Genomic DNA, 26,632 nt, shown 5'->3' with positions numbered 1-26,632 from the left:
TCAGCACTTTTGCGACTGACTGCAGCGTGGACAGGCCGAAAAGAGCTGCCTACACTGGCGCCTTAACCGGAGAGTGAGCGATGACCGATCTGCAACAAAGTGAACTCGGCCGAGCTGATGTTGAGCTCGTCGAAAAAAGCACCATATTTCAGGGCTTTTTTTCCATGCTCAAGTTCCGCCTTCGCCACCGCCTTTTTCGCGGAGGCTGGAGCGAAGAGATCAGCCGTGAATTATTCCAGCGCGGCGAAGCCAGTGCCGCGGTTCTTTACGACGCTGAGCACGACCTGATTGGGCTGGTAGAGCAGTTTCGTGTCGGCGCGCTCGACTCAGAGTTTGGCCCGTGGTGCCTCGAAGTTGTCGCCGGCATGATAGAGCAGCACGACAGCGCCGAAACAACCATCGTCAAAGAGATTCGCGAAGAGGCCGGTATCACTGAGCTGAAGCTCGAGCCAATTAGTGAGTATTACAGTACTCCCGGCGGCTGCAGCGAGAAGATTCATTTATTTTGTGCGCTGTGTGACCTAAGTGAAGCCGGCGGCATTTACGGTTTAGATGAAGAGGGCGAAGATATTCGCTTTCAGGTTTTTAAGCCAGACGAGGTCTTTGCCCAGATGTATCGCGCGCGCACTAACAACGCCGCTACCTTAATTGGCCTGCAGTGGCTGCAACTCAATCGCCAGCGCCTGCGCGCGGAGTGCCAGGCATGAGCCAGTACCGGGCAATTAAAGCGCGGCGCGCGGCTTATTCCGTCGACCTAAGCGGTCACGTTCACACGTGTGAGCTCAATTACCAGCGCCTGCTTAGCATGTTGCCTGGGTTGCGCGATGGCACCGAGCACTGGCAGTTTGAAGCCGGTGATAAAGCCGCCATTCTTATTAATGTTGAGCTAAAAGAAAGTGCGCCTTATACCTCGGTGGTTGAAATCAAACAGCAGCGCGAGGGCATGACTTTGCCGTCGCTGCAGCTGCGCATCTGCCACGACGCTGCGGTAGCCGAGGTGATTGTTTTTGAGGGGCACAGGCACTGGCAAAGTCGCTATGAGTACCCGAATAAACGCATGTATCACCGCGACGAAAAGCTCGAGCTCAACCGCTTCTTATATGATTGGTTGGTATTTTGTCGCAGTCATGGCTTAATGCAGCCAAGTAATTGTGATTTAGTTCCCATTCAGGCAAAGAGATAGCTTAATTTTTCAGCGTTTCGAGCGACACTGTGGCGTATGAAACCGGAGATGGACGCTCTTTTTAACCTATCATAGGCCAAAACGGTGTCAGCCCCAGTGGCTTACATAGCAATTTGGTCTTTGCAATTGGCCAACTCGGACGGACAATGAATAAGAACATCGCTCCACTGAGCACACGTGCGCGCAATTCCTCGATGAATCGATTTAGGCTGTTACAAATTACTGATTGCCACCTTGGCAGCTCGCCTAGGGAGACTCTTCTGGGTATGGATACCGATCAGAGTTTCTACGACGTATTGGCAACCGCCCAGGCCGCGGAACAGCCCGATATGATTATTTGCACCGGCGATATTAGCAACGATGCCGGCGCACTTTCTTACGCTCGTTTTTTGAGCATGATGGAAGACTATTTCCCCGATGTGCCGCTGGCTTGGTTGCCCGGCAATCACGATGACCCGGATAATATGCTGGTGGTCGGTCGCCACCCGATCTCTCACAGCCACTGTGTCAACGGCTGGCAGATGATTATGCTTGACTCGCGTATTCCGCGCGAAGAGGGCGGCCGCCTCGGGCCCAATGAACTGGCGCGACTAAAGCGTTTGTTGGATGCTCACCCGGATATGCCGACGGCGATTTTTCTTCACCACCAGCCGGTTCCAGTTGGCTGTAAATGGCTCGATCAATACGTTGTCAGCGACGCCGATGCATTTTTTGAACTCGTTGATCAGTACCAGCAAGTGAAGATGATTAGCTGGGGCCACGTGCACCAAGAGTTTTATCGCGAGCGCAATGGCGTAGCGCTAATTGGTACACCATCGACCTGCATACAGTTTCTGCCCAATAGCGACGAATTCAAACTCGATACGCGTATGCCGGGTTATCGCAACTATGTGTTAAATGAAGACGGCAGCTTTGAAAGCGAAGTGCGCCGCAGCGAAGCCAAAGCCTATGCGGTAGATATGACGGCAACCGGTTATTAATTAAGCGGCTAAATTTTAGCTAAAAAAATTACAAATAAAAAAGGCGCTGAATGCGAATATCGCTTCAGCGCCTTTTTTATTTGCAAACGTCTGTGCGGCGGCTTTAGAAAGCCCAGGTTACACCCGCGGTCAGTTGCTGTTGCAGCCACAGGCTACCGTCGATGCCGATAAAACAGCTGTTGTTTTGACAGAAAATCGTGGTCGAACTATCGATGACCGTACCAAAGACACGGGCGTCAAGGCGAATAGCGAGCTGGTCCATTACCCAAAAACGGGTGCCGAGTGCAAGGCTGCCCGACAGATACGTTTCGCTGTCTGAACTATCTGGGCTGTAGTGGCTGCCGCCGATGGTCATGGCGAAGTAGGGGTCAAAAACTTTTGGGTTTTCTGCCCACTCGTAGGTGCCGCCAATTTGAAAGTGCTTGGCCGCTATGCTGCTGTCGTAACTGTCGGAGCCGGCTTCAACATCAACATCAATACTGTTTTGGGCGTAGAGAAATTCGTAATACAAACGTGCGCCGTCGCGGTTGCCTTTTTGAAACTTGTGCGCGACAAGTTGCAAGGCGGTGCCGCTGTCCAATTCCATTTCACCGTTGTCATCCTTTGACGGATTGCTCGCATAGCTTGGGCCGCCAGCGACGCTGAGGCGCCATTCCTGTTGAGCGAGGGCGGGGCTAGTTACAGTCGCCAGCAGGGCGGTAGCAGTCAGCAATTTTTTCATGGTTATTCCGTGTTTGCGCGCTATGGGCTGTTATTGAGCTGCTATTGTAGCCGCTCTTGTGCGCTTTTGGGGCGATGTTTTTGTGAGCTTTATTGAATTGTGAGGCTTTTACAGAGCTTTAGCAGTGCCTTTGTCGCTTGATCTTGGTTGAGCTTTTCGCAGTCGAGCCGCTGCTCGGCCCAGTGGCTATAAAGTTTTTGGCGCTCGAGGTAGAGCGCTTCAAGGTCTTGCCCCGGCGCCCTTGCCAGGCCGCGGCTGGCAAAATTGGTGATGCGCTTGTCGATGCTGCTCAAGCTCAGGTCGAGGTGGACCAGGTGGCCGATATGTTTGAGGTGCTGCATGGCTTCGCTGCTGTATACGGCACTGCCGCCGGTTGCAACTATGCTGTTGCTGCAGTTGAGCTCGCCGAGCACCTCGGCCTCGAGTTTGCGAAGCGCCATATGCCCGTGTTGGTCGACAATCACTTGCAGCTTTTGTTGGGCGCGTTGTTCAATTAATTTGTCGGTATCGATAAACTCGCGTTGCAGCTCACTGGCACAGGCGCGGCCCAAGGTGGATTTACCGGCGCCGGGCATGCCGATCAGGATCACGTTGTTTTTCATATCTTTACAGCTGTGTTGGTGAGCGAAGCACTTGTTACTAACAGGTAAGGCTCTGGTGTTAACAGGCTCTAGAGCTTATTGCTTGCGGCACAAGATAATAAGTGAAAACCCGGCTGGGTGAAATACAGCGGCGCCACTGTGCGTGTTTTGCTCGAGATAGTGATATGTATTTAAGTTTGTTGCTCGCAAGCTGCCTGGCCTGGGTCGATGCTTGCCAAGTGACGAGCCAGGAGCAGCGGCTATAAGTTAGCAGGTCGTTGCAGTGCACAAGCACTCACAAATTAAAGTAAAGTGTATGAATGATAAACACCTTGTATATATTCACGGCTTTTTGAGCTCCCCGCTGTCAAAAAAAGCCGAGCTGACTCGGCTCTGGTTAGAGCGGTATCGGCCCGATATTAGCTTTTACTGCCCTCAGTTGAGCTCGTATCCAGATTTGGCTCGCGATGAGTTAAGCGCTTTATTTAGCCGGCTTGATCAGGCTGTTGCCATTGGCTCTTCCCTTGGCGGTTTCTGGGCTTCACATTTTATTGAGGCGGGTAAAATAAAAAAGGCTGTGCTGGTCAACCCTGCGGTAGCACCCCACACACGTTTTCAACACTATCTTGGTCAAAGCCTTAAAAGTTATTACAGCGATGATCACTACGTGCTTGAACAAAAACATCTGGATGTATTAGCGGCCTGTGAAAGCCGGGCGCTGGCAGATAGCAGCCGCTATTGGTTGATGCAGCAAAAAGGCGATGAAGTACTCGACTGGACGATGGCGCAAAAACGCTATGCCCAGTGCCGCAGCTTAATTGAGGACGGCGGCTGCCACAGTTTTGACGGCTACGAAAAGCACTTGCCGCAAATCATCGATTTTTTGTTTGAGAGCAGGCCCTAATTCTGATTTTGTTTTTTGTATTCCAACCACGCTCTCCAGCCGCCAAAATCAGTGATGTCTCTGGCGCCCTCTAAACCTGAGTGTTCGCAGATAAAGCCGCTCAGCCATAAACCGTCGCTGGTTTCGACTTTGCCGATGCCAAGGGGCGCGGGGATGCCATCGACAAAACTGCCAAAATTTTCTTCCGGCACGGACCAAACCTCTATCTCTATTTTTTTGCCGTTGCGCTCATCGCGGGTCATCGCCGGGCGCTTGCCATCACGTAAGGCCCAGAGTTTATAAGCTGCGGCGCTTGTGCCGCGCTGTTTGATGCTGGCGCCGCGTTCAATTAATTGCCAATTTAATGCCTGCCCGCTTAGATGGGCGCCACAGACGATCACATCAATCGTTTTACTTTGCTTAGCTTGAGCATATAAGGGCGACGCTGTATGCATTTTGCCAGAGTGTGAGCTTTCAGGTAGGGCATGGCCTGTTGCGCCCATGCTTAGATTTAAATTTCGCTGCAATTGGGCGCCAATGTTCAGCAATTTAATATCGTTAAATGCGTAACTAAATAAGGTGACGCCCCAGTGCACTTTATTTTTACAGGCGCCGACAGGCACAGCGACAGCGCTGTAATCAAGCAAATTCATAAAATTGGTATAGGTACCTAAGATACTATTGTTTTTAATTGGCTCGGCATCAATCTCTGCGCGAGTAAACTGTGTGGGTGTTGTTGGTGTTAAAACAAAGTCGACGTCGCTAATGCGCTCATCACACAGGCGTTTGTACTCAGCCAGTTGGTACTGTGCGGCAAATACCTCTGTTGCAAGGGCCTGATTGCCGCCGCCAATAATGCTTTGGATTTCAGTTAGCATTGCATCGAGCTTAACTCTATTTGAACCGACAGTGGCCAGCCAGCGCTCGGCGACCCAGGGGCCCTCGTAAAGTAACAAGGCCGCCTTAACAAAAGGCTCAAAATCAATACGCGTTAGTTCACCACCGAGTTCTTGTAGCCGGGCAACGGATTGTTCAAACAGAGCTTCACATTCATCATCGCCAAAAAAGTTAAGCTTCTGCGGAATTGCAAAACGAAACGATGTTTTTGTAGCTGTTCCTTGATTGGCATTTTTTTCTAAGCTTTGTTTTGAACTGGCCGAGAAAAAACGCGAACTATTAGTAAGCGTATTTTCCCTGGCATAGGCATCGTGTTTGTCGTAGTTGGCTGCGATATCAAATACCTGGGCCGCGTCCTCGCAGTTCAGTGCAAAAATACTTACCGCATCTAAGCTGCGGCACGCGGGAACAACACCTCGGGTACTGATTAAACCCTTAGTTGGTTTTAGGCCTATAAGGTTGTTAAATGCTGCGGGCACCCGGCCAGAGCCTGCGGTATCGGTGCCGAGCGCAAAACTAACTTGACCGAGGGCGGTGGCGATGGCCGAACCGGAGCTGCTGCCGCCGCTGATATAATCTTTGTTAAATACATTTTTTGCCTGGCCCCACGGCGAGCGCGTGCCAACCAGGCCTGTGGCAAACTGATCCATATTGCTTTTGCCCAGGGGGATGGCGCCTGCAGCGATTAGATTTTTAACTACCTCGGCGCTTTGCTCCGGTATATAACGGAACTGCTCGCATGCTGCAGTGGTGGGTACGCCGGCAAGGTCGATATTGTCTTTTATCGCAAATGGAGCACCGTACAGCGGCAGTTGATTGATGTCGGCTGAATCCAGAGCGCCAAAATAAGGCTCGAGCTGCTCCATCGTTAGCAGTGTAATCCAGGCCTTGTACTCGTGCTGTTGCTCTGCTTGAATTAAAAGCTCAGCGAAGAGCTTGCGCACTTGCAGCTCACCGCTAAGATAGGCTTGGCGTAAATTCTGTAAACACAAGTTAAACATTGCTGGCCTCCAACCAAAAAAGGCTTGATCCGGTTTGTAGGGCCTGGCCCTGTTGGCGATGAACTTTTAATATGCGTGCGGCGCACGGAGCGTGTATTTCAATTTCCATTTTCATCGACTCAAGCACCATTAGTACCTGGCCTTTTTCTACCTGTTGGCCCTCATTTACTTGCACTTGCCAGACACTGCCTGCGACGGGGCTATCGACGGATATCGCCTGTTCGGGTAACTGTTCATCGTGCTTGTCGCTGTTTTGCTGCGGCGGCGCTTCGAAACTGAGCTGGCCGTCGATGCGCCACTGTTCGAGCTCCCGCTCAAAGGCGGCCTGCCTTAATTGCTGGAAAGCCGCTATTTCATCAGCTTTATCGCGAAGCATGGTTTTATATTCGTCGAGGCAGAACTGCTGCTCTTCAATGCGAAGTTGGTATTTGCCGAGGGGAAAGTCGCGTCGAATTTGCTCAAGTTCTGCGTGGCTGACTGGATAAAATTTAATTTGGTCAAAAAATCGCAACAGCCAGGGTTGTTCAAATTCACGCGTTTTACGATAGCGGTTCCACATCTGTAGGGTGCGGCCAACAAATTGATAACCGCCAGGGCCCTCCATGCCGTAGACACACATATACGCGCCGCCGATGCCGACAGAATTTTCTGCCGTCCAGGTGCGCGCCGGGTTGTACTTGGTGGTGACCAGGCGCTGAGTTGGATCAATGGGCGTTGCCACCGGCGCGCCTAGATAAACATCACCGAGGCCCATAACTAAGTAGTTGGCGTCAAACACAATATCTTTGACGGCTTCGACTGAATCTAGGCCGTTAATGCGGCGAATAAATTCGAGGTTGCTTGGGCACCACGGCGCCCCCGGCCTTACACTTTGCGTATATTTTTCTATCGCTTCGCGGCAGGCGCTGTCATCCCAGCTAAGTGGCAAATAAATAATGCGGCTCGGTAGTTTGTTTTGTTTGTTTTCTTCTAGCTGCTCAGCTGCCTGTTTTACCAGTTGGCAAAGCTGTGCACAGCTTAGTTGCTGCGAATCGTAGTGAATTTGCAGCGAGCGAATGCCGGGGGTGAGCTCGCGCATGCCGGGGCGGCGCAATTGCTCAAGCTTAAGCATGAGTGCGTGAATTTTAAAGCGGCGTTCAATATCCAACTCGAGCGGTCCGAGCTCAACTAATAAAAAATGATCGCCAGCTGCACGCATACAGAGTTTTTCTTGCTGATAACGCGCCTCGAATACTATTGGTGATGTTATGTATTTTGTTACTGGGTATTCTTTCGCAGAGTATTTTGTTACTGGGCCTTCACTAAAGCTCAGCTTGTTAATTTTTTGTTGCTGCAGCTGTTCGGCTTTAACCGCTTGTTCAAGGCTGACAGGAATAAAACGCACACTTGCTCCGGCTTTGAGCTGGCCGAGTTTCCACAGGTCCGCTTGAATAACGGTTGCCGGGCAGACAAACCCCCCGAGAGAGGGGCCGTCGGGCCCGAGGATAACAGGCATGTCTCCGGTGAAATCTATACTGCCAAAGGCGTAGGCATTGTCGTGAATATTTGATGGGTGCAAACCGGCTTCGCCACCAGTTTCGCGCGCCCAACTCGGTTTCGGGCCAATTAAGCGCACGCCGGTGCGGCTGCTGTTGTAGTGCACCTGCCAGCTTGAGGAAAAAAATTCGTCGATGGCCTCGTCGGTAAAAAAATCCGGAGCGCCGTGAGGGCCATAAACCACACGAATTTGCCACGAGTCATCAATAAACGGGCGCTGTGTTATAGCTAGGCTTTTACTGCTGCTGATGTCAGTGGCAGTGTTTGTATTGGTTGCCTGGCCCAGAGGCAATACATCGCCAACGGCTAAAGCGCGGCCATTGTGGCCGCCAAACTGCCCGAGGCTAAAGGTGCTTTTTGAGCCTAAATAATCCGGGCACAAAAATGACCCGGCAACGGCGAGATAGCTGCGTGCGCCGGCGCCGATAATATTTCCAAGTTCGAGCAGTTGGCCCGCTCTGACTTCAATTTTTTGCCAAAATTCAATATTTTGGCCATCGAGTGTGGCCTGCATCGCTGCGCCACAAAGTGCGATGCTGGCATCGCTTAAAAAACGTAGGCTCGGGCCATTTAAGGTCAGCTCAAGTGCCGCAGCCCCTTCACTGTTGCCAACCAGTAAATTTGCCAGCCTGAAGCTTGCGCTGTCCATGGGGCCGGATGGCGGCACGCCGATATGCCACAGGCCGCTGCGCCCCGGCCAGTCTTGTACGGTGCTCATGGTGCCGCCAGCTTCGACGCGAATTGCCGCCTTGCTGAAACTAAAGTTGGCAAGAGTCGAAGTTAATAATTGGCCCGTTATTGCCTCAGCACTGGCCAAAATAGCCTGTACATAAGCGCTGTTTGTTTCGATGCCGTACAGGGTAGTGTTTGCCAGCGCTTGTTGCATGGCCGCCAGGCTTTGCTCGCGGTTTTCGGCGTGACAAATAAGCTTGGCTAACATAGGGTCAAACAGCGCCGGTACCTCAGTGCCGCTCTCAACCCAGGTATCTACACGCAAAGCATCTTGCTTCGCAAAATCAACCTTAGATAGCAGCCCCGCACTTGGGCGAAAATCCTGTTGGCTGTCTTCGGCGTAAATGCGAACTTGCAGAGCGTGGCCGCGACATCGGTATTGATTTTTTAATTGATTAAAATCTTGCTGCTCAGCGGCAATAAGCAGCATTTGTTCTACCAGGTCTATGCCCCAGACTTCTTCGGTAATGCCGTGTTCAACCTGCAGGCGGGTATTGACTTCAAGAAAATAAAAGCGCTGGCTGTCGACATCAAAAATAAATTCAACCGTGCCGGCGTTTAAGTAGTTGACCGAGGTCATCAGTCGCTCGGCGGTAGAGCACAGCGCGTGCCTTAGTTCATCACTTAAGTTTGGCGCAGGTGTTTCTTCAATAACTTTTTGGTTGCGCCTTTGGGCTGAGCAGTCGCGCTCGCCAAAACTAAGTGCCTGGCCTGAGCCGTCGCCAAGTATTTGCACTTCCAGGTGGCGAGCCCGGGCAATGTATTTTTCAATAAAGACGCCGTCATTGGCGAAGTAGTTTTGACTGAGGCGTTTAACACTGGACCAAGCCTTGCGCAGTTCGCTGTCGCTGTGACAGACCTGCATGCCTATTCCGCCGCCACCTGCTGTGCTCTTGAGCATAACTGGGTAGCCGATGTCGGCAGCAAATGCGCAGGCTTGGCCCTGTTCTTGTAGTAACGGTGAGCCGGGCACAAGGGCGACGCCCGCAGCTTGCGCCGCCTCACGCGCCTGGTGCTTTAAACCGAAGAGTTCGATGTGTTCACTGCGCGGGCCAATAAATACTAAGCCTTCTTGCTCGCAGCGTTTAACAAATTCGGTATTCTCACTTAAAAAACCGTAGCCTGGATGTATGGCTTGAGCGCCGCTTTGTTTTGCTGCATCGATAATGACATCGATATTTAAATAGGTTTGTGTCGCTGAGCCAGCGCCGAGGCAAATGCTTTTTTTAGCTCTTTGTACGTGCAGGCTCTGCCGGTCTTGTTCGTGAAAAATGGCAACACTGTCGATGCCAAGCTTATCTAAGCTGCGGATAATACGCGTGGCAATGGCGCCGCGGTTGGCGATTAATACTGTATCAAACATAAGTTCCGTTTTGTGGGGCCGTCCCCTAAGGTGTTCTCGCCGCGGGTCGTCCCGCGAGCTGAATTAAATTGGCTTAGCATCACAGGCCCTAGTTGTGCCAAATATGAATGGCGACCGGTGTTGGGTTGTAACCATTGCAGGGGTTGTTGAGCTGCGGGCAGTTTGACAGCAGCACGATGCTGTTCATCAGTGCGCGCAGCTCAACGTATTTGCCCGGTGCGCTGATGCCATCTTCAAAACTCAAACCGCCTGTTTCAGTCACCGGGACATTCATAAAAAAATTAATATTGTGAGTGATGTCGTCTTTGTTTAAACCGAGCTCTTCATGTTCCTGTATGGCCAGCATCCAAGAATCGCGACAGGCGTGCATGCAGCGCTTTTCCAGATCGTAGCGCACGGTATTGCTTTCTGTTGCGCAGGCGCCGCCGACGGTATCGTGACGACCACAGGTATCGGCGACAATCTCTAGCAAGTCGCGGTTTTCATTTGTTTTTAACACACTGCCGGTGCTGAGATAAATATTGCCTTGTTCGCGAACGGTATCCATGGCGCTATAGCGTTCGCTCGGGTCGTCTGCGTTATAAAACAGCGTATCGGCCGCCTGATTACCGTACAGGTCGGTAATACGTATGATTTCGCCGGCCTTAACTGTGTGGATAAAATAGTCGCCCGCAGCGACTTCAAATTGCTTGTCGGAAAGTTCGGTTTTTAATGTGCTTTCTTTAATCATTGTAAAGTCCCGTTTAGTTTTTTCCGTAATTTAACTGCCGAGGTGATACAGTGCATTATTTTGAAAGCCGCGTTTGTTTTCCTCGCGGAAGTTCATGCAAAAATCGCCCTCGCGTACGGGTTCGGCTAAGCTCAGCTGTAATTTAACTGGCGTGTGTGGATATTCACTTGCGTTATTTAATGGGTGAGGGCAGGTATGCAAGAGCACCAGGGTATCCATTTCAAAGCGCAGGCAAAGGCTGTCACCGGCTTCTGCCTGGCGCGCTAAGCGTAACTCGCCACTGGCATCGCAGCGCACTTCGCTAAACAAATTTAAATTGGCAGCCATGGCTTTGCGGTCGAGGCCGTATTTTGCCAGCTCAACCAAAAACGCATCGTAGCCGTTTTGTTTCCAATTATTGCTGTCGCACTGATAATCTCGCGCGCCCCAACGCTCGCGAATATGTGAAGCGTGACTGTTGCCGCAAACACTTTCGTGCCAGCCAAAAGTATCTTCAATGATTGATGCGAAAATTCTGCCCATGTCTGAATACAGGCAGTGGCCGGAGCTTAATTTAAATGTGTGCTGGCACTTAAGTGTATCGGGAGCGTTGTATTTTTCGTGCAGCAGATAAGGGTTGTAAAATAGAACGCCAACATTGGCGCCGCCTTGAATATCTTCAATTTTTAGCTGGGTACCGCGCCTGGCGATAAAGCTCCAGTGGCTGCCGCCAGCAATAGTCGTTGAGTAGTTATCCAATTTCATACGCTCAGCTCTGTATAGGTGGGAGAGGGTGCACTTGCGGTAAAATGGCACTGCTTAGTTGTAACTTTCCGGTAATAACTCCCCGGTTGGCCTTCATTTTATTTAGAATTCGTTTGAGTGTGGCGCCAGGGCCCTGAACCAAAATAACGCTTAAGGTGTAGGGATGGGTAAGGTTTACATTCAGGCTGCTAATGACTTCGTCTAGATATTTAAATTGAAGTTCGGCCAAGTTGTGCTGCAGCTTGCTGACGCTGTGGTCGTAGACCAGGGTAATTGTTCCGGCCATTATTTCGTTGCCGAGCTCTTCTTTGTCGGCAATGAGCTCTTGGCGAATTAAGTCATTTAACACTTGCGAGCGATTGGCCTGTTTTCGCTCGGCGATAAGCTCGTCAAAACTGGCGAGTAGTTGCTCGGGCACGGTCATGCTAATGCGCACAAGTTTTTCTTTATCGTTCATTGTTAACGCTGTTTGTTGGCAGGTGCTGTCAGTTTTAGAATACGCTCGGCACATCGTCGTGTACGTGTACCATGCGCACCATATTCAGGTGATCTTTATTCATCTCAGTTTCGTCGTCGGGGTGCACCAATGCTTCAAGCCGGCGCTTGCAGGCTAAAAATTCCTGGCTGTGCAAGTGCCCGGCGTTGCGCGGCTGCGGAACCGCCACTTCGATGACCTCCTGTACTTCACCCGGATGAGCTTTGAGCACCAATATGCGATCGGCTAAATACACAGCTTCGTCCAGATCGTGGGTAATAAAGACAATGGTGATATCAATGTTCTGCCAGATTTCCATTAGATGGCTTTGCATCTTTGCCCGGGTTTGCGGGTCGAGCGCGCCAAAAGGCTCATCCATTAAAAGAATCTTGGGCTGATTGGCCAATGCTCTGGCGATGGCAACACGCTGTTTCATACCGCCGCTGAGCTGAGAGGGGTAGTTTTCGGCAAATTTACTTAGGCCAACCAGGTCTATCCACTGCATGGCCTGCTCTTCTGCCTGGGCTTTGCTGTGGCCGGCTCGGCGCAAACCAAACATGACATTTTGTTTGACGCTAAGCCACGGAAACAAGGTGTAACCCTGAAATACCATGCCCCGATCGGAGCCCGGGCCTGTTACTTCGCTGCCGTTGACTAAAATGCTGCCCTCGCTGGCTTGTTCGAGCCCGGCAAGGGTTCGTACAAATGTGCTTTTGCCACAGCCCGAGGGCCCGATAACACAAACAAATTCACGGCGGTACGCTTTAAAATTAATATTGTTAAGAGCTGTTACCTCGCCTTTGGGGCTTTGAAAACGCTTGCTTAAATTTTTCACTTCAAGCGCGACGGGGCGCTTTTTTAGGCGCTCAAAACGGTTTTTAACTGCGGTGCTTTGTTGTAAGTATTCTAAATCTTTCATAGCCTAAGCGTTGCCCCCTAGTTACCTGCGTGTGTTTGTTGCCACGGGAATAGACGCCGGCCCAGGGCTGCGAGTATTAAATCGATGGTGAGGCCGATAATGCCGATAATAATGATGGCGGCAAAGACGTTGTCGAAGTTTTTGTAGCGCGCTTGCTGGGTAATAAACCAGGTAATACCCGAGCTGGTGCCGATCAGTTCGGCAACAATTAAATAAGTCCAGGCCCAGCCGAGTAAGATGCGCATATCGCGATAGAGATCGGGTAAAACGCCGGGTATCACGACCTTAAACAATTGTGCGCGACGATTTGCGCCGAGTGTTTGCGCCGCTTCGAGCAGTGACTTATCGAGCTTTCGTGTGGTATTGGCAATCACCAGTACTTGCTGAAAAAACGTGCCGATAAAAATAATCGCTATTTTAGGTGCGTGGTAGATGCCGAGTATGGCAACGGCGAGCGCGCCAAAAGCCGGCGCCGGAAGATAGCGGAAAAATTCGATAAACGGTTCAAATAAACGCGAGAAGAAATCAAAGGTTCCGGCCAAAATTCCCATCGGTACGCCAACCAGTGACGACAACAAAAACCCCCAGAAAATGACTTGTATGCTGTCCCAAAGGCTTTCGTGCAGCCATTTTTCGCTGCGGCGCTTGGGCTCTGTGGTGAACGAGCTGTAAAGCGCAATGACAACTTCGTGTGGCGCGGGCAGGTAGATGGGGTTTGCCCGCTTGCCACTGGGCAGTGCTGTGCCATCTTGTTTTTTTTGTTCAAGCTCTTGCTCAAAAACAGCCCGGTCGATCAGCATATCTTTTTTAAAGTAGGCGACGCTGCCGGGCTGCTCGATTTTAATCATCGGGTGCCATATAAACGGCGTGTAACTGACAATGGCCCACAGAGTTATTGGGACTAAGAAACTCAATAAAGCCAGCGTCCGGCGCTGTTTGCTTGGCAGCGACGTTCGAACGTTAAGCAGCGAAGCTGTGCTCATATAGTTTCCTTTATCGAAGTGTTAACGGCTTTTAAGTTTATTGCGCGGCGTTAATTCAGCTTGTTTTTGCCAAGTGCTGTTAATCTGCGTTGAGTAGTTGTTTGCTGTTACCTTACAAGGCTTTATTGCCGATTGAGCAACAATAAAGCCCGCTGGTTCTTTACAGTGACTTCATTAAACTAAGGTCGATGTAGTCATCGATATTGAGCGGTGTTTTATACACGTCGTTGGCGACATTAAATTCATCTGAAATTTTTGATGAGCCGTAGAGCGATGTAAAACCTTCGGTTTTACTAAAAAATGCTTTGGCTTCATCTAGCGTCAGGATTTTGGTGCCGGCGATAAACTTCTTATAGGCTTCGGCTTCGAGGCCGACACGTGCAGCCATAATTGCTACGGCTTCTTCGTGGGTTTTGGGGTCGTTGAGATAAGCTACAGCCTGATACCAAACCTTTACAACTTTTTGCCAGTCTTGCTTGCGCGCGGCCAGGCTTGCAGGTGAAACCGAGAGCGCATCGTAAATAAGCCCCGGCTCGTCGGCGCTGGTGTAGATGGCTGTTGATCCAGGTACAAGTTCAAGTGCCTGGCCGGAATTTGGCTGCCAGGCGACAATTGCATCGACGTCGCCACTGGCGAGTACTTGCGGTGTCTCGTTGGTCGGCACATTGACCAGCGTCACATCACTCTCTTTTAAGCCGGCTTTTTCCAGGGCGTTGAGTAAAAGCAGGTGGCCGACAAAACCAATCTCGACACCAATTTTTTTACCTTTAAGTTGTTCAACGTTCTTAATGCCAGGCCGGGCAACCAGCATGTCGTTGCCGTTGCTGTAATCGTTGATCAACACCATAACACTCGGAGCACCGGAGGCACCGGTAACTAAAGTGTCGCCGTTGGTCATGGTTACCGCGTCGAGCTGGCCGGCGGCAAAAGCGTCCATCGAAGCGACGTAATCAAACCATTCAAACTGAACGTCGACGCCGGCTTTTTTGAACATGTCTTTTTCAATGGCAATTTCCCAGGCTACCCAGCCGGGCCAATCGGAATAGCCAATTTTTAACGGTGCGGCTGTGCAGTTTGCCGCGCTTAGTAAAACAGCAAAAAAAGTAGCTGCAATAGCCTGTAGCAAGTTCTTAGTCATACGTGCCCCCTGAGTACGCTATCGGTATTACAAAAATTGAAATTCGTAATACCAATAGCGCAATTCATATGCCAGCCCCGGGGAGGGCTTGTTAAGCGTATGTTTTTAAAAGAGAAAGTTACGTGGGCGAGGCTGGGCTGGCAGGCAGATGGGCGCGGGCTTATCCCAACTTAAGTGCGCATAGACAGTGTTGTGCAAGATTTGGGGGCAGGAAAGGGGCGTTTAACTTGTGCTGTTTGCGGGCAAAGTTAAACGCCTTTTTTGGTAGTGCTAAAGCTGGGTTTAGCTCGCTTCGACAGCAAGTGCTGCCAGCTCGTCGTCGACGATGGCGCCGAGCTCGGGCACACAGGAGCCGCAGTTGGTGCCACATTTGAGCAGCGCACCGAGTTTTTCTACACTGTCGGCACCTTCAGCGATTGCCGCGCGAATTTGGTTTTCACCAACCTGGTAACACGAGCAGATAATGGCTCCGGGACTCTGGCTGTCGTCGGCGGGGCTGCCGGCAAGCACGGTAAAGCGGTCCTGCAGGCTGATTTCTTTGCCGAGCATCGAGCTCAGCCACTGCATATTCGGCAGCGCTTGTTTGTTTTTGTCGATCAGCAGGGCAACGCTGAGCACGCCACCCCGAAAGCCGGCGTGGCGAACAAAATGGCCATCGCTGTCTTCGAGGCTGATCCAGTCTTCAATTTGCGGGTAGAGCTCGTTTAACCACTCGGCCCAGTTGGCAACGCCCCGACTGTCGGCAATTGCGTAGTTAAAACCTGCGTCGAGGGTCATCTTGGCCCAGTAATCACTTTTTGGTGTGACTTCAAAACTAGACAATAAATAACCCTGCCACGCCGCTGGGTAAGCCTTGGTCTTGACCGGGCTGTGTTTAAACTCGGGCTGGCCGCAGATCGGGTCGGTAATGGCGTTGACCAGCGCATCGGCGCGGCCGTGGGAGGCGTAGACCTTGTTCCAGTGCATCGGTACAAACGCTTCGCCGCGGCGCTGATCGTCGCTGATTAATGCGCGCCCCAGATAGCGGCTGTTTTGATTCTCAAGTTCAACCAGGCCGCCCTCTTTAATGTTAAAAAGCTCGGCGTCTTTAGGGTGCACCTGTACATAGGGCTCTTCGGTGTGGGCGAGCAGACGCGATGCCTTGCCGGTGCGGGTCATGGTGTGCCACTGATCGCGAATGCGGCCGGTGTTCATCACCAGCTGGCCCGTTTGAGCTTTGAGTTTGGGCAGGCGGGCGTTAATCGGAATAAACTGCGCGCGCTTATTGGGGGTAAAAAACTGGCCGTCTTCAAACAGGCGCAAAGTGCCTTCGGGTTTGTTGGCGGTTAAGGGCCAGCGGCGCGGCGCAAAGTTTTCGTAGTCGTCGAGGCTGATATCGGCCAGGGCGCTGATATTAAAGGCGCGGGTATCGTTGTTGTCGAGGCCGCTGAGCTCGGCGTGCTCGCGGAAAATTTCAACCTGGTGTTGATAGTTAAAAGCATCGCCAAAACCTAAGCGCCTGGCGAAGTCACACATAATGTCCCAGTCGTGGCGGGCCATGCCGGCTGGCTGCATAAAACCTTTTTGCAAGCTGATGCAGCGCTCACTGTTGGTAACGGTACCGTGCTTTTCGCTCCAACTGGTTGCCGGCAGCAGCACATTGGCGGTGGCGGCAGTGTCGGTATTGGCCATGCAGTCGCTGACAACCACCAGCTCACACTTTTCCAGGGCCTCTTTAACTTTGTTGGCCTCTGGCATGGACACCACCGGGTTGGTCGCCATGATCCAGATCGCCTTGATCTTGCCGTCGTTAACGGCTTGGAACATGTCGACAGCTTTCAGGCCCTCTTTTTTGGATATATTGGCCGCATTCCAGAATTTCTCAACTCGCTCAATGGCGTCTGGGGTAAAGCCCATGTGTGCGGCAAATTGATTGGCGAGGCCGCCGACTTCGCGCCCGCCCATGGCATTGGGTTGGCCGGTGATCGAAAACGGCGCTGCGCCGGGCTTGCCGATTTTGCCGGTGGCCAGGTGGCAGTTGATGATGGCATTGCCCTTGTCGACACCGGAACTGCTCTGGTTGATGCCCTGGGAAAACAGCGTGATTACGCGCTCGTTATCGGCAAACAACTCGTAGACCTTGGCAAGCTGCTCTTGCTCCAGCTCGCAAACCTCGGCAGCGCTTTTTAAATCGGGCACCTGAGTTTGCGCGGCCTCGAGTGCCGCTTCAAAACCGTCGCAGTGTTTGGCGATGTAGTCGGTATCGAGTTTGTTGTTAGCCGCTAAATAACTTAGCAGGCCGTTAAAGAAAAACGCATCGGAACCGGGGGCCAGCGGCAGGTGAATATCGGCGATATCACAGCTGGCTGTGCGGCGCGGGTCGAGCACGATCACTTTGAAGTTGCGCTCTTTTTTGGCTTTGACAATGCGCTGATAAACAATCGGGTGGGCGTAGGCGGCGTTGGAGCCAACCATTAGCAGCACATCGGTCTGCTCCAGATCTTCGTAGCTGGCCGGCACCGCGTCGGAGCCAAAAGCGCGTTTGTGTGCAACCACGGCGCTGGCCATGCACAGGCGGCTATTGGTATCGATATTTGAGGTGCCGACAAAACCTTTAAGCAGCTTGTTGGCGACGTAATAGTCTTCGGTAAGTAACTGCCCACTTAAATAAAAAGCGACGGAATCCGGGCCGTGTTTGTCGACAATGGCTTTCCAGCGCTCGGCAATGTGATCGAGCGCTTCATCCCAGCCGGTCTCGCGGCCTTCAATCTGCGGCTTGAGCAAGCGGTTGTCGCTGTCGAGGGTCTCGTGCAGGGCCGAACCTTTTACACACAGGCGGCCTTCATTGGCGGGGTGGTCTGTGCGACCTTTGACGCCGACCAGGACATTGTCTTTGACTTCGGCGCTAACGCCGCAGCCAACACCACAATAGGGGCAGGTTGTGTGGTGGGTTCCGCTTTTTGCAATCAGTGAGCTCATGGTGTAATCGGTCCGCCTTAGGCTGCTAATTCTTTATCGCCGGGGCTTTCGGCAAATTCCTGGCCAAAGATAAGCTGCGGTAAGTCCGCACTTACATTTTTGCCGGCCTGCATTAAATCGAAGTAGTGGGCGCCGGAGCGTACATCACCAAAGAGCACAACACCAACGATACGGCCCTGATCAATGATGAGTTTGCGATAGATGCGCGCTTGTTTGTCTTCGATCACAACAGCGCGCTGCCCGGCTTGCTCTTGCACCTGGCCGGCGGAGAAAACCTGTACGCCGCTGACTTTGAGCTTGGTGGCGATGGCCTGGTTTTCAAATGGCACAAGCTCGCGATTAACCAGGCGTGCGGCCAGCGTTTCAGCTTGACGCCAGAGTGGATCGACAAGGCCAAAGGTTGCGCCCCGGTGCTCGATACACTCGCCCAGAGCGCTGATATTGGCGGCGCTGCTCTGCATAAAGTCGTCGACGTCGATCGCGCGCTGACCGTTGAGCCCGTGCTCGAGGCCGAGCTCGGCATTCGGGGTAATGCCGGTGGCGACCACGGCGAGTTCGGCGCGCAGCTCGCGGCCACTTTTCAGGCGCGCGCCACAAACGCTGCCGTTTTGTTCGCGGAAGCTGGCTATTTCATCGCCGAGACAAAACTCTATGCCCATGTCCTGCATGACGGTTTTGAGCATGGCGCCGGCTTGTTTGTCGAGCTGGCGATTTAGCAGCCAGCCGCTGCGGTGCACAAGCGTGACCTTGATACCGAATTTGGCCAGGCCGTAGGCCGCTTCAAGGCCGAGTAACCCGCCGCCGACAACGACGGCACTGCTGGCACCAGCGGCAACTTGCATCATGCCCTCGGTGTCGGCGATGGTGCGAAATAAGAAGATGTTGTTGAGGTCCAGGTTTTCCGCTGGAATACGCGCAGCGCGCGAGCCGGTGGCGAGTACCAGCTCGTCGTAACTAACGCGCTGGCCGCAGGCCGTTTCAACCCACTTGGCTTCGCGCTCGATGGCCGTTACCGGGCTGCCGGAAATAAAACGTATGCCTTTGCTCTGATACCAATCGTGGTCTTTTTGTACGATGGCTTTGACGCTGGTGTCTTTGGCGAGCACTGAACTGAGCATAATGCGGTTGTACGAGCCGTGAGGCTCGGCGCCGATAACGGTAATCTCGTAGTGTTTTGCACCGTCGCGGTTTTGCCGCTCGAGCAGTTCGTCGAGCAGGCGCCCGGCCACCATGCCGTTTCCGACTATCACAAGAGAAGGTAGAGAAGTGCTGTGTGCGCTCATAAATATCTTGGGCCTCTTGGGCGATAAAACTAGCTCAGTCCGCCGCCATCGGCGCGGCTTTAACGTGTCTTACTTTGCATTGCCCTAGATGGGCGCAAAGCCTTTGCTCGAAAGGGCAGGAATTGTACCAACTTTTTAGGGTTGGGCAAAAAATACACAGGGTGGCGTGTCTTGGCGCTATTTTGCGTAATATTGGGGCGCTTTTCTAGTTCTGGCTTAGGCTGCTCAACTGGCTCTGATACATGAGCCTTAACTTTTTAGCTTTGCAGTGTTCTTAGTTGGTGCGCTTTGCCTGCTGTGTTTGTTTTTGGTGCAATTCGCTGTGTGGGGGTTTCTTGTGGCGATTGCTGATGGCCGTCTCTTTACTTCGATGCTGCCCCCGCTATGCTATGCGCTTTTGCTTAACTACATTGCTTAACTCGTCGCTTAACTACAACGAGAACGAGCGACACCACTGGCGCAGAGCACTATGGCGAACTACTCAGCTGAAGACATTGAAGTCCTATCGGGCTTGGACCCGGTCAAGAAACGTCCGGGCATGTATACCGAGACCACGCGGCCCAACCACTTGGCCCAGGAAGTTATCGATAACAGTGTCGACGAAGCGTTGGCCGGTCACGCCAACAAGATTGATGTTGTGGTTTACAAAGACGGCTCCATCAGTGTCGCCGATAACGGTCGCGGCATGCCGGTCGACATACACCCGGAAAAAGGCGTGCCCGGGGTTGAGGTGATACTTTCTACACTGCATGCAGGTGGTAAGTTCAGCAATAAAAACTATCAGTTCAGTGGCGGTTTACACGGTGTCGGCATCAGTGTGGTCAACGCCTTGTCGAAGGTACTTGAAGTGACCATTCGCCGCGACGGCCAGGTTCATCGCATCGGTTTTCAAAACGGCGACAAAGCCAGCGATCTCGAAGTGATAGATAGCTGCGGCAAACGCAATACCGGCACCACGGTGCGTTTTCTGCCCGACCCTTCATATTTTGACAGCGCCAAATTTAGCATTGCCCGGCTAAAACACTTGCTGCGAGCCAAGGCGGTACTGTGCCCGGGCCTGGAAGTGAACTTGCACGATGAAGCCGGCGCAGAGAAACACAAGTGGTACTACGAAGACGGTCTTAGAGACTATTTAGTTTCGGCGACGCAAGGCTGGGAAAACCTGCCAGCTGAGCCGTTTATCGGCAGTTTTAAGGGTAATACAGAGGCGGCCGATTGGGCGGTGCAATGGCTGCCCGAAGGCGGCGAGCTGACCCAGGAAAGCTACGTGAACCTGATTCCGACGGCCCAGGGCGGCACCCACGTCAACGGTTTGCGCACCGGCCTGATGGATGCGATGCGCGAGTACTGCGAGATTCGCAACTTGATTCCGCGCGGGGTCAAGCTCGCGCCGGACGATATCTGGAACAACTGCTGTTATGTGCTCAGTTCAAAAATGGCCGACCCTCAGTTTAGCGGTCAGACCAAAGAGCGCCTGAGCTCGCGCGAGGCGGCGGCTTTTGTCAGCGGTGTTGCCAAAGATGCGTTTAGCCTGTGGCTCAACCAGCACACAGATGAAGGCGACAAGCTCGCCGAATTTTGCATAAGCAATGCGCAAAAACGCGTGCGTTCGAGCAAAAAAGTTGCGCGCAAAAAAGTCACCCAGGGCCCGGCCCTGCCTGGCAAACTTGCCGACTGCTCCAGCGCCGAGCCCGAGCGCGGCGAGCTGTTTTTAGTTGAGGGTGACTCGGCCGGCGGCTCGGCCAAGCAAGCCCGCGACCGCGAATACCAAGCGATTATGCCGCTGCGCGGCAAGATCCTAAATACCTGGGAAGTCGACAGTGCCGAGGTGCTCGCCTCGAAAGAGGTGCACGATATCAGCGTTGCGCTGGGCATCGACCCGGGCGTCGACAACCTCGAAAAGCTGCGTTACCACAAAGTGTGTATTTTGGCGGATGCCGATTCCGACGGTTTGCATATCGCAACGCTGATTTGTGCCTTGTTTGTTCGCCACTTCCCGGCTTTGGTTAAGGCCGGCCACGTATTTGTGGCAATGCCACCGCTTTTCCGCATCGACATCGGTAACGACGTTTACTACGCGCTGGATGAGGCTGAGAAAAACGGTGTGCTTGATCGCATTGAAGCGGAGAAGAAAAAAGGCAAGGTCAATGTGCAGCGCTTTAAAGGCCTGGGTGAAATGAACCCGCTGCAGCTGCGCGAAACCACGATGGCGCCGGATACGCGCCGTTTAGTGCAGCTTACAATGGAGCCGGGCGACGATACTCATTCGGTGATGGATATGCTGCTGGCTAAAAAACGCAGCTCGGATAGAAAAGCCTGGCTCGAGAGCAAAGGCGACTTGGCTGAAGTTGGTTAAGTTGTTAATAAGATTAAAGGTGCGTATCGCACCTTTAATCTTTGCTGCGCTTTTGGCGCTTAGCCCTCTGGCATTTGCGAAGAGTGGTGCTCAACAATCTTCCACTGCTGGCCGTTCCAGCGGTAAACATAAGTGAAGCGCGCTTGAACTTTAGCGCCGTCGCCAAAGGTAAAGGTATAAACCCCGGAGTTGATAGCGACATCACCAAAGCTGCGAATGTTGGCTTCGTCGATCTTTCCGACCGGTTCTTTGGCTAAGAACGCAACAAAATAATCCTCAATTTCTTCATGGTTATGGCGAACCTTGTTGGAAACTGTCGGCAGTAAAATGGCATTGCTTTCATAAAGGGCAGCAACTTTTTTCGGGTCTCGTGTTTGCAGGGCGCTGTTCCAGGCGTCGAACAGGGCTGAGATTTCGTCTTTATTGACCACGGTTATGCTCCTCGTGAATTGGTTGACAAGAATCGGTCGGGCAAGGGTACATAGGACTGGCGCATTTTCAAGGTTTTTTGGCACTGTTGTAGGCGTTTAGCGCAGGTATGGCCGCTAATAAAAGAGCCGCTACCGCGATGCTGAGCAGCAGGTAAAGGCTGTTTGGCGAAAAGATATTACTGCTAATGCTCAGGCCAAAGTGGCTTAAAATAAAACTGTGACTGAGGCTCAAGCTTGCAGTGAGTGTCAGAGTTGCCAACAGCATGCTTAGCAAGCAAATTATCAGAGCCTCGAGTTCGATTAATAAAAATATAAAACCCGGCGGTGCGCCAATAATTCGCAGCAGGTGAATTTCGTGCTTTCTATCGCGAATAGAGGCCATAAGCATGGCACTTAAACCGAGAATCGCAGCGACAAAAACCAGGCTGGCAACAAAGCGCAGGCTGTTTTCCATCAGGCTCATCATCTGCCAGAGCTCGGCGAGCGTGGCACCGGGTAAAATTGCGCTCAATGCTTCGCCGCGATAATTATTGATTTCGCGCTGAGTTTTAAATACCGCTAAGCGCGAGTTTAAGCCAAGCATAAATGCGGTAATGCTCTCGGGTTTTAACTGCTGTGTTGGTGTGCCGTTTACAGCTGAGCCGGGCTGTTTTACTCCGTGTTGCCAGCCTGTGTGAATGGCTTCGATTCCGGCGAGGCTGACATAGAGACTCTGATCAATCGGTGTGCCCGTTGCTTCGAGTATGCCGACCACAGTAAAAGGTTTGTCGTCGTGCATGCTAAAGCTGGTTTTGGCAACGCCGTGAGCGAGCACAATTTTGTCGCCCAACTTGTAATTCAGTTTGGCGGCAAGTTCAGCGCCGATAACAACATCGTAGAGTTTTTCAAAGGCTGCGCCTTCGGAAAATTTTAATTTGTGTTTATTGCCATAACTAAAGTGTGTGAAAAAATCAGTGCTGGTGCCGATAACCCGATAACCTTTGTGGGAATCGCCGAGAGAAATCGGTACGGCCCAATCGACTTGTTTAATTTGGGCTATTTTTTCGTAGCTGGCCCAGCTGATATTGTTGCTTGGTGAGCCGATATGAAAAACAGAATAAAGCAGCAAGTTCAGGCTGCCGGTTCTTGCGCCGACAATTAAATCGACGCCGGATACCGTGCTGGCAAAACTTGCCTTGCTTTGTTGGCGAATATGTTCGACCGCCAAAAGTACAAAAATGCTGACGCTCATTGCCAGTACGGTTAGTACAACTGAGCCGGCGCGATTTTTCAGGCTTTTTTGAGCTAACTTAATAAACATCTCAGTTGGCCTCAACCCGGTTAATATCTGTCATGGCTTCAACTCGGGGAAAATAATGCTTAAGGCTCATATCGTGGCTGACAAATAACAAGCTTATATTGTGCTCTTTGCTTAGCGACATCAGCAGCTTCATAAACATATCGCGGTTGTGGTAATCAATAGAGCTGCTGGCTTCGTCGGCAATAAGTAATCTCGGTTTGTTGACAAGTGCCCGCGCAATAGCGATGCGCTGTTGCTGGCCAATGCTGAGCTTGCTACATGGTTTGAGCCACAGGTTCTCGGCAATATTCAACTCTTTTAGTAGCTCTTGAATAAATCTTTTATCAGCTTTTTCACCGCTCGCGAAATAATTGCCCAGCTCTATGTTCTCGATAGCGTTAAGGTAGGGGATTAAATTAAACTGCTGGAATACGTAGCCGATATTCTGTGCGCGAAAACGATCGCGCTGGCGGCTTTTCATTTGGTGGAGCGCGTGTTTAAGTACATAAACGTCGCCACTGTCGGGGCTTTGCACTCCACTGATTATATTAAGCAGGCTTGACTTGCCGCTGCCGGAGGGCCCGTGAATAAATACCTGTTCTTGCTCGCCGACCTGCCAGTGATCTATATGTAATACTGTTTGATTCGGGCTGTCTTTATAGGTAAAACGCAGATTGCTCAGTTCAATACTCATGGACTACATTCACTGTTTTTACGTTGAACAAGGCGAATGATACACGCTATCATTCTGGCGCGTAATGCTTAAGCTCGGTCGTGTTAGTGGTGAGGTCAGTAATGATGGTTGGTTTGATATGAACTGTAAATATGTTGTTATAAGCCTCACATTTAGCTTGTTTCTAAGTGCTTGCGGCCCAAATAATGACCAGGCAAACGACGCAGACCAGGCGAACGATGCCGAACAGGAGCCGGCACAGGGCAGTGCGGCGCTGCAAAAGCCGCTCGATAAATCTGCCTATCAACAAGTTGAGTGGGTTGAGCTGATGCCCAAGGACGACCTTGACGCCCTGCTAAATCCGCCCGCTTATATCAGTGAGATCGAAGAGGGTTCGAGCGACGATCAGCTGATAGATGAATTGCAGGGCAGTATTTCTTCCGAGGTCAGTGAAGACAGATATCAACAGGCTTTGGTGTCTACGCGTATTATCGAGGCGATGGATGGTCGCGCTATTCGTATCCCCGGTTTTATTGTGCCCTTGGAATTTAATGATGAACAGGCGATCACCCAGTTCTTTTTGGTGCCGTTTTTTGGCGCCTGCATACATTCGCCGCCACCGCCGCCAAATCAGATTGTCTTTGTTGAATATAAACAGGGCTTGGCGATGGATGATTTGTACGACCCGTTTTGGATTTCCGGCATTTTAACCGCATCGGTAACCGAAAATGAGCTGGGTACGGCGGCGTATTCAATGAGCCTGGATTATATTGAGGCCTACACCGATTATTAGGTGTAATCTTCGTTCAAACACGCCATCAATTGTTCTTGCCAGCTTGCGTCTTCCCGGTCGGCAATAATTTCGATGCGGCTTTCGAGGCAGTCGTCCAGTTCCATTTCGGTCAGGGCATCAGAGCTTAAATTGTAGGCAAAAACGCCTTGCTCGGTAATAAATACCGCCTTCATACGCTCTGCATGTAAACCACTTAGAAAAGCAAATAATTTGTCGTAGCTAAAAACGTGCTGGGGTGAAATGCGCCAGCCACTGCTGATAAAACCTTCCCCTTTGTTACAGGCTTTAAGAAAACCACTATCAGGCATGGGTAGGTCTGCGACAAGCTCTTTATTTGCAGTGTGGCCCGAGTGGTGATGGCTAGAACTTGCCGTGGCAATAGAGGCGGATGTTGCGCCATCAAGTAGCTGGGGGGCAAACTGGCCGTTTTGGCTAAAGACTAGCGCCACTTCTGGCCGGGCATATTGCCTGGCGTAATCCTCGAGCAAGAGCTGTTCATTGCCGCTATATAGATCCTGTTTGTTGGCAACCAGTACATCGGCGATGGCAATTTGCTGCTGAAAGGTGCTGTGTTCGCGGTAGCGGGCATCGGCAAGCTTGCGGGCATCAACCAGGGTAAGAATTTTTTGCAGCGAAAGCACATCGCGGTAGTGTTCACTGGAAAGTACTTCAAGTACTTCTTTGGGGTGGCCAAGGCCGGTTGGCTCAATTAATAAACGGTCTGGTTTGGCGCGGCTTAGTAATTGATTTAATGCGATTTGCATCGGTAAACCCGCAGCGCAGCACATGCAGCCACCGGGAACTTCACGAATAAATACTTCTTCTGATTCCGGGTGTTGCCCTGCAAATAAACTGCCGTCGACGCCTATTTCACCAAACTCATTTACCAAAACCGCCCAGCGCTCGTCCGCCGCTTTGTTTTTTAATAAGTGCAGGATGGCTGAGGTTTTACCCACACCTAAAAAGCCGGTAATGATGTTTGTTGGTACTGCGTGGATGGCTGTTGTGTGTGCTTTCATGACGGCTGCGAATGTTGTGGCTATTGCTATTCTCAGTGCTGCTCTTAGCTCTGCCCAATGCTGTGAAACTAAGTTCTGCGGTCGTGTGTTTGGTTACAGCGGCGCGCTAAACAAGGCTTGTAAAACTTAGCTGCTTTGAATGCGAGCGCGCTGCTGATCGGCTTCGATATGTAAATAAAAGCAGTGCTTGCGGCCGGTGTGGCAAGCTGCGCCGCGCTGCTTGACTTTGCACAGCAGTGTATCGCCATCGCAGTCGAGCTGCATTGAGACAAGCTCTTGAATGTGGCCGCTGCTTTCACCTTTTTGCCACAATTGTTGGCGGCTGCGAGACCAATATACCATGCGTTTGAGCTTTATTGTCTGGCTAAGTGCTTCGCGGTTCATCCATGCAAACATCAATACTTCACTGGTGTTTGCGTCCTGACAAATGACGGGCAGCAGGCCCTGGTCGTTAAAGGCAATATTAGCCAGCAGCTCGTCGAGCTCGATTAAGCTGTTATCGGAAAGTTTTTCGAGCTGCTCAAAATAGGGGCGTTTCATAAACTAGCTACTGTGCTTAGTGATCTGTGCAACGCTCATGGGTGTCGCAGTTTTGGCTTTGGCGGCACAGGCGATAATTTAAAAAGTGGCCGGTGGCAATCAATACTGAACCAACAGCAGTAAAGATCTTTTCACCCCGCTCGCCTAACACGCTTTCGCCGAGCATCACCGCCAGTACCAGCAGGCTTAGCCCTGCGGCGCCAATGGCGAGCAAATAGTAGCGTTTGTGTTTTTTGCAGCCCATCGTCAGCGCGTATATGCTTGTTGGTAATACTGCGGCAACCATCCAAAGGTGAAAGGCTTCGTTATCGAGGTGTAAGGCGGCAAGGCTGGGTAGTAATATCAGCATTAATGGCATGGCCAGGCAGTGCAAGGTGCATAAAAAACTTAAGCTGATGGCAAGTTTATCGGCAACAATCGATGGGTTTTTCATA

The 26,632-nt window shown here is 51.7% G+C and carries 24 protein-coding genes; 6 read left to right on the top strand and 18 right to left on the bottom strand.

Annotated elements, in window-relative coordinates; genetic code table 11:
• Positions 1 to 80: 80 nt before the first annotated feature.
• The 3 genes from CFK45_RS04040 (at position 81) to cpdA (ending at position 2,163) form a co-directional block, all read left to right on the top strand.
• Positions 81 to 707, top strand: a complete 627-nt coding sequence (locus tag CFK45_RS04040; RefSeq protein ID WP_096085138.1) for an NUDIX domain-containing protein — start codon at positions 81 to 83, stop codon at positions 705 to 707.
• Positions 704 to 1,183, top strand: coding sequence for a DUF1249 domain-containing protein (locus CFK45_RS04035; RefSeq protein ID WP_096085137.1), 480 nt, complete (start codon positions 704 to 706; stop codon positions 1,181 to 1,183). Before CFK45_RS04040 ends, CFK45_RS04035 begins: the two co-directional genes overlap by 4 nt.
• Positions 1,184 to 1,329: 146 nt before the next feature.
• Positions 1,330 to 2,163, top strand: coding sequence for a 3',5'-cyclic-AMP phosphodiesterase (gene cpdA, locus CFK45_RS04030; protein WP_239923543.1), 834 nt, complete (start codon positions 1,330 to 1,332; stop codon positions 2,161 to 2,163).
• Positions 2,164 to 2,266: 103 nt separating this feature from the next.
• On the opposite strand, the gene CFK45_RS04025 is transcribed toward cpdA, so the two are convergent.
• Positions 2,267 to 2,884 carry an outer membrane beta-barrel protein gene (locus CFK45_RS04025; protein WP_096085135.1) on the bottom strand — a complete coding sequence of 206 codons (618 nt, stop codon included), beginning with the start codon at positions 2,882 to 2,884 and terminating at the stop codon, positions 2,267 to 2,269.
• 89 nt (positions 2,885 to 2,973) lie between these two features.
• Entirely contained in the window at positions 2,974 to 3,486 is a 513-nt protein-coding gene (locus CFK45_RS04020) for a shikimate kinase (RefSeq protein WP_096085134.1), read from the bottom strand.
• A 295-nt stretch (positions 3,487 to 3,781) separates the two neighbouring features.
• On the opposite strand from CFK45_RS04020, the gene CFK45_RS04015 reads away from it, so the two are divergent.
• Complete coding sequence (locus CFK45_RS04015; RefSeq protein ID WP_096085133.1) at positions 3,782 to 4,369, top strand: YqiA/YcfP family alpha/beta fold hydrolase; 588 nt, start codon at positions 3,782 to 3,784, stop codon at positions 4,367 to 4,369.
• Here the strand turns inward: CFK45_RS04015 and atzF are convergent.
• From atzF to CFK45_RS03965, 10 genes are all read right to left on the bottom strand, one after another.
• Positions 4,366 to 6,246 carry an allophanate hydrolase gene (gene atzF, locus CFK45_RS04010; protein ID WP_096085132.1) on the bottom strand — a complete coding sequence of 627 codons (1,881 nt, stop codon included), beginning with the start codon at positions 6,244 to 6,246 and terminating at the stop codon, positions 4,366 to 4,368. The genes CFK45_RS04015 and atzF overlap by 4 nt on opposite strands.
• The gene (uca, locus tag CFK45_RS04005) at positions 6,239 to 9,877 is read right to left on the bottom strand and encodes an urea carboxylase (protein ID WP_096085131.1); all 3,639 of its coding nucleotides are present in this window, start codon (positions 9,875 to 9,877) and stop codon (positions 6,239 to 6,241) included. Before uca ends, atzF begins: the two co-directional genes overlap by 8 nt.
• Positions 9,878 to 9,965: 88 nt before the next feature.
• The gene (locus CFK45_RS04000; protein WP_096085130.1) at positions 9,966 to 10,607 is read right to left on the bottom strand and encodes an urea amidolyase associated protein UAAP2; all 642 of its coding nucleotides are present in this window, start codon (positions 10,605 to 10,607) and stop codon (positions 9,966 to 9,968) included.
• A 30-nt stretch (positions 10,608 to 10,637) separates the two neighbouring features.
• Entirely contained in the window at positions 10,638 to 11,351 is a 714-nt protein-coding gene (locus CFK45_RS03995; RefSeq protein ID WP_096085129.1) for an urea amidolyase associated protein UAAP1, read from the bottom strand.
• 4 nt (positions 11,352 to 11,355) lie between these two features.
• Positions 11,356 to 11,808 (bottom strand): nickel-responsive transcriptional regulator NikR, encoded by a 453-nt coding sequence (gene nikR, locus CFK45_RS03990; RefSeq protein ID WP_096085128.1) that lies wholly within the window; start codon positions 11,806 to 11,808, stop codon positions 11,356 to 11,358.
• Between the two features lie 34 nt (positions 11,809 to 11,842).
• Positions 11,843 to 12,745 (bottom strand): ABC transporter ATP-binding protein, encoded by a 903-nt coding sequence (locus CFK45_RS03985; RefSeq protein WP_096085127.1) that lies wholly within the window; start codon positions 12,743 to 12,745, stop codon positions 11,843 to 11,845.
• A 17-nt stretch (positions 12,746 to 12,762) separates the two neighbouring features.
• Positions 12,763 to 13,728, bottom strand: coding sequence for an ABC transporter permease (locus CFK45_RS03980; RefSeq protein WP_096085126.1), 966 nt, complete (start codon positions 13,726 to 13,728; stop codon positions 12,763 to 12,765).
• Positions 13,729 to 13,888: 160 nt separating this feature from the next.
• A complete protein-coding gene (locus CFK45_RS03975) occupies positions 13,889 to 14,866 on the bottom strand; it encodes an ABC transporter substrate-binding protein (RefSeq protein WP_096085125.1) in 978 nt (325 codons plus the stop codon).
• 282 nt (positions 14,867 to 15,148) lie between these two features.
• Positions 15,149 to 17,824 carry a nitrate reductase gene (locus CFK45_RS03970; RefSeq protein ID WP_096085124.1) on the bottom strand — a complete coding sequence of 892 codons (2,676 nt, stop codon included), beginning with the start codon at positions 17,822 to 17,824 and terminating at the stop codon, positions 15,149 to 15,151.
• A gap of 17 nt (positions 17,825 to 17,841) precedes the next feature.
• Positions 17,842 to 19,107 carry an NAD(P)/FAD-dependent oxidoreductase gene (locus CFK45_RS03965; protein WP_096085123.1) on the bottom strand — a complete coding sequence of 422 codons (1,266 nt, stop codon included), beginning with the start codon at positions 19,105 to 19,107 and terminating at the stop codon, positions 17,842 to 17,844.
• Between the two features lie 469 nt (positions 19,108 to 19,576).
• Here CFK45_RS03965 and parE point away from each other — a divergent pair, with 469 nt between their 5' ends.
• On the top strand, positions 19,577 to 21,463 hold the full coding sequence (parE, locus tag CFK45_RS03960) for a DNA topoisomerase IV subunit B (protein WP_096085122.1): 1,887 nt from the start codon (positions 19,577 to 19,579) through the stop codon (positions 21,461 to 21,463).
• A 59-nt stretch (positions 21,464 to 21,522) separates the two neighbouring features.
• On the opposite strand, the gene CFK45_RS03955 is transcribed toward parE, so the two are convergent.
• From CFK45_RS03955 to CFK45_RS03945, 3 genes are all read right to left on the bottom strand, one after another.
• On the bottom strand, positions 21,523 to 21,894 hold the full coding sequence (locus CFK45_RS03955; RefSeq protein WP_096085121.1) for an SgcJ/EcaC family oxidoreductase: 372 nt from the start codon (positions 21,892 to 21,894) through the stop codon (positions 21,523 to 21,525).
• Positions 21,895 to 21,961: 67 nt separating this feature from the next.
• Positions 21,962 to 23,194 (bottom strand): ABC transporter permease, encoded by a 1,233-nt coding sequence (locus tag CFK45_RS03950; RefSeq protein WP_096085120.1) that lies wholly within the window; start codon positions 23,192 to 23,194, stop codon positions 21,962 to 21,964.
• A 1-nt stretch (position 23,195) separates the two neighbouring features.
• Entirely contained in the window at positions 23,196 to 23,867 is a 672-nt protein-coding gene (locus tag CFK45_RS03945; protein WP_096085119.1) for an ABC transporter ATP-binding protein, read from the bottom strand.
• A gap of 64 nt (positions 23,868 to 23,931) precedes the next feature.
• On the opposite strand from CFK45_RS03945, the gene CFK45_RS03940 reads away from it, so the two are divergent.
• Positions 23,932 to 24,639, top strand: a complete 708-nt coding sequence (locus CFK45_RS03940) for a DUF3299 domain-containing protein (protein ID WP_239923541.1) — start codon at positions 23,932 to 23,934, stop codon at positions 24,637 to 24,639.
• Here the strand turns inward: CFK45_RS03940 and CFK45_RS03935 are convergent.
• The 3 genes from CFK45_RS03935 to CFK45_RS03925 form a co-directional block, all read right to left on the bottom strand.
• A complete protein-coding gene (locus CFK45_RS03935; RefSeq protein ID WP_096085118.1) occupies positions 24,636 to 25,658 on the bottom strand; it encodes a CobW family GTP-binding protein in 1,023 nt (340 codons plus the stop codon). The two genes, CFK45_RS03940 and CFK45_RS03935, sit on opposite strands and share 4 nt — an antisense overlap.
• Positions 25,659 to 25,784: 126 nt before the next feature.
• Positions 25,785 to 26,198 (bottom strand): phosphoribosyl-AMP cyclohydrolase, encoded by a 414-nt coding sequence (gene hisI / locus CFK45_RS03930; protein WP_096085117.1) that lies wholly within the window; start codon positions 26,196 to 26,198, stop codon positions 25,785 to 25,787.
• Positions 26,199 to 26,214: 16 nt separating this feature from the next.
• Positions 26,215 to 26,631, bottom strand: a complete 417-nt coding sequence (locus CFK45_RS03925; RefSeq protein WP_096085116.1) for a MerC domain-containing protein — start codon at positions 26,629 to 26,631, stop codon at positions 26,215 to 26,217.
• Between the last annotated feature and the right edge of the window lies 1 nt (position 26,632).

The sequence above is a fragment of the Agaribacterium haliotis genome (genome assembly GCF_002312815.1).
In the GTDB taxonomy this organism is placed as follows: Bacteria; Pseudomonadota; Gammaproteobacteria; order Pseudomonadales; family Cellvibrionaceae; genus Agaribacterium; species Agaribacterium haliotis.
Note: the sequence above shows the minus strand (reverse complement) of the source record. Positions and strands in the feature narration are given on the sequence as shown.

What these genes read in the sequence shown, in the direction of transcription:
- CFK45_RS04040 (WP_096085138.1), top strand. Translation starts at nt 81, where the DNA reads ATGACCGATCTGCAACAAAGTGAACTCGGCCGAGCTGATGTTGAGCTC.
- CFK45_RS04035 (WP_096085137.1), top strand. Translation starts at nt 704, where the DNA reads ATGAGCCAGTACCGGGCAATTAAAGCGCGGCGCGCGGCTTATTCCGTC.
- cpdA (WP_239923543.1), top strand. Translation starts at nt 1,330, where the DNA reads ATGAATAAGAACATCGCTCCACTGAGCACACGTGCGCGCAATTCCTCG.
- CFK45_RS04025 (WP_096085135.1), bottom strand. Translation starts at nt 2,884, where the DNA reads ATGAAAAAATTGCTGACTGCTACCGCCCTGCTGGCGACTGTAACTAGC.
- CFK45_RS04020 (WP_096085134.1), bottom strand. Translation starts at nt 3,486, where the DNA reads ATGAAAAACAACGTGATCCTGATCGGCATGCCCGGCGCCGGTAAATCC.
- CFK45_RS04015 (WP_096085133.1), top strand. Translation starts at nt 3,782, where the DNA reads ATGAATGATAAACACCTTGTATATATTCACGGCTTTTTGAGCTCCCCG.
- atzF (WP_096085132.1), bottom strand. Translation starts at nt 6,246, where the DNA reads ATGTTTAACTTGTGTTTACAGAATTTACGCCAAGCCTATCTTAGCGGT.
- uca (WP_096085131.1), bottom strand. Translation starts at nt 9,877, where the DNA reads ATGTTTGATACAGTATTAATCGCCAACCGCGGCGCCATTGCCACGCGT.
- CFK45_RS04000 (WP_096085130.1), bottom strand. Translation starts at nt 10,607, where the DNA reads ATGATTAAAGAAAGCACATTAAAAACCGAACTTTCCGACAAGCAATTT.
- CFK45_RS03995 (WP_096085129.1), bottom strand. Translation starts at nt 11,351, where the DNA reads ATGAAATTGGATAACTACTCAACGACTATTGCTGGCGGCAGCCACTGG.
- nikR (WP_096085128.1), bottom strand. Translation starts at nt 11,808, where the DNA reads ATGAACGATAAAGAAAAACTTGTGCGCATTAGCATGACCGTGCCCGAG.
- CFK45_RS03985 (WP_096085127.1), bottom strand. Translation starts at nt 12,745, where the DNA reads ATGAAAGATTTAGAATACTTACAACAAAGCACCGCAGTTAAAAACCGT.
- CFK45_RS03980 (WP_096085126.1), bottom strand. Translation starts at nt 13,728, where the DNA reads ATGAGCACAGCTTCGCTGCTTAACGTTCGAACGTCGCTGCCAAGCAAA.
- CFK45_RS03975 (WP_096085125.1), bottom strand. Translation starts at nt 14,866, where the DNA reads ATGACTAAGAACTTGCTACAGGCTATTGCAGCTACTTTTTTTGCTGTT.
- CFK45_RS03970 (WP_096085124.1), bottom strand. Translation starts at nt 17,824, where the DNA reads ATGAGCTCACTGATTGCAAAAAGCGGAACCCACCACACAACCTGCCCC.
- CFK45_RS03965 (WP_096085123.1), bottom strand. Translation starts at nt 19,107, where the DNA reads ATGAGCGCACACAGCACTTCTCTACCTTCTCTTGTGATAGTCGGAAAC.
- parE (WP_096085122.1), top strand. Translation starts at nt 19,577, where the DNA reads ATGGCGAACTACTCAGCTGAAGACATTGAAGTCCTATCGGGCTTGGAC.
- CFK45_RS03950 (WP_096085120.1), bottom strand. Translation starts at nt 23,194, where the DNA reads ATGTTTATTAAGTTAGCTCAAAAAAGCCTGAAAAATCGCGCCGGCTCA.
- CFK45_RS03945 (WP_096085119.1), bottom strand. Translation starts at nt 23,867, where the DNA reads ATGAGTATTGAACTGAGCAATCTGCGTTTTACCTATAAAGACAGCCCG.
- CFK45_RS03940 (WP_239923541.1), top strand. Translation starts at nt 23,932, where the DNA reads ATGCTTAAGCTCGGTCGTGTTAGTGGTGAGGTCAGTAATGATGGTTGG.
- CFK45_RS03935 (WP_096085118.1), bottom strand. Translation starts at nt 25,658, where the DNA reads ATGAAAGCACACACAACAGCCATCCACGCAGTACCAACAAACATCATT.
- hisI (WP_096085117.1), bottom strand. Translation starts at nt 26,198, where the DNA reads ATGAAACGCCCCTATTTTGAGCAGCTCGAAAAACTTTCCGATAACAGC.
- CFK45_RS03925 (WP_096085116.1), bottom strand. Translation starts at nt 26,631, where the DNA reads ATGAAAAACCCATCGATTGTTGCCGATAAACTTGCCATCAGCTTAAGT.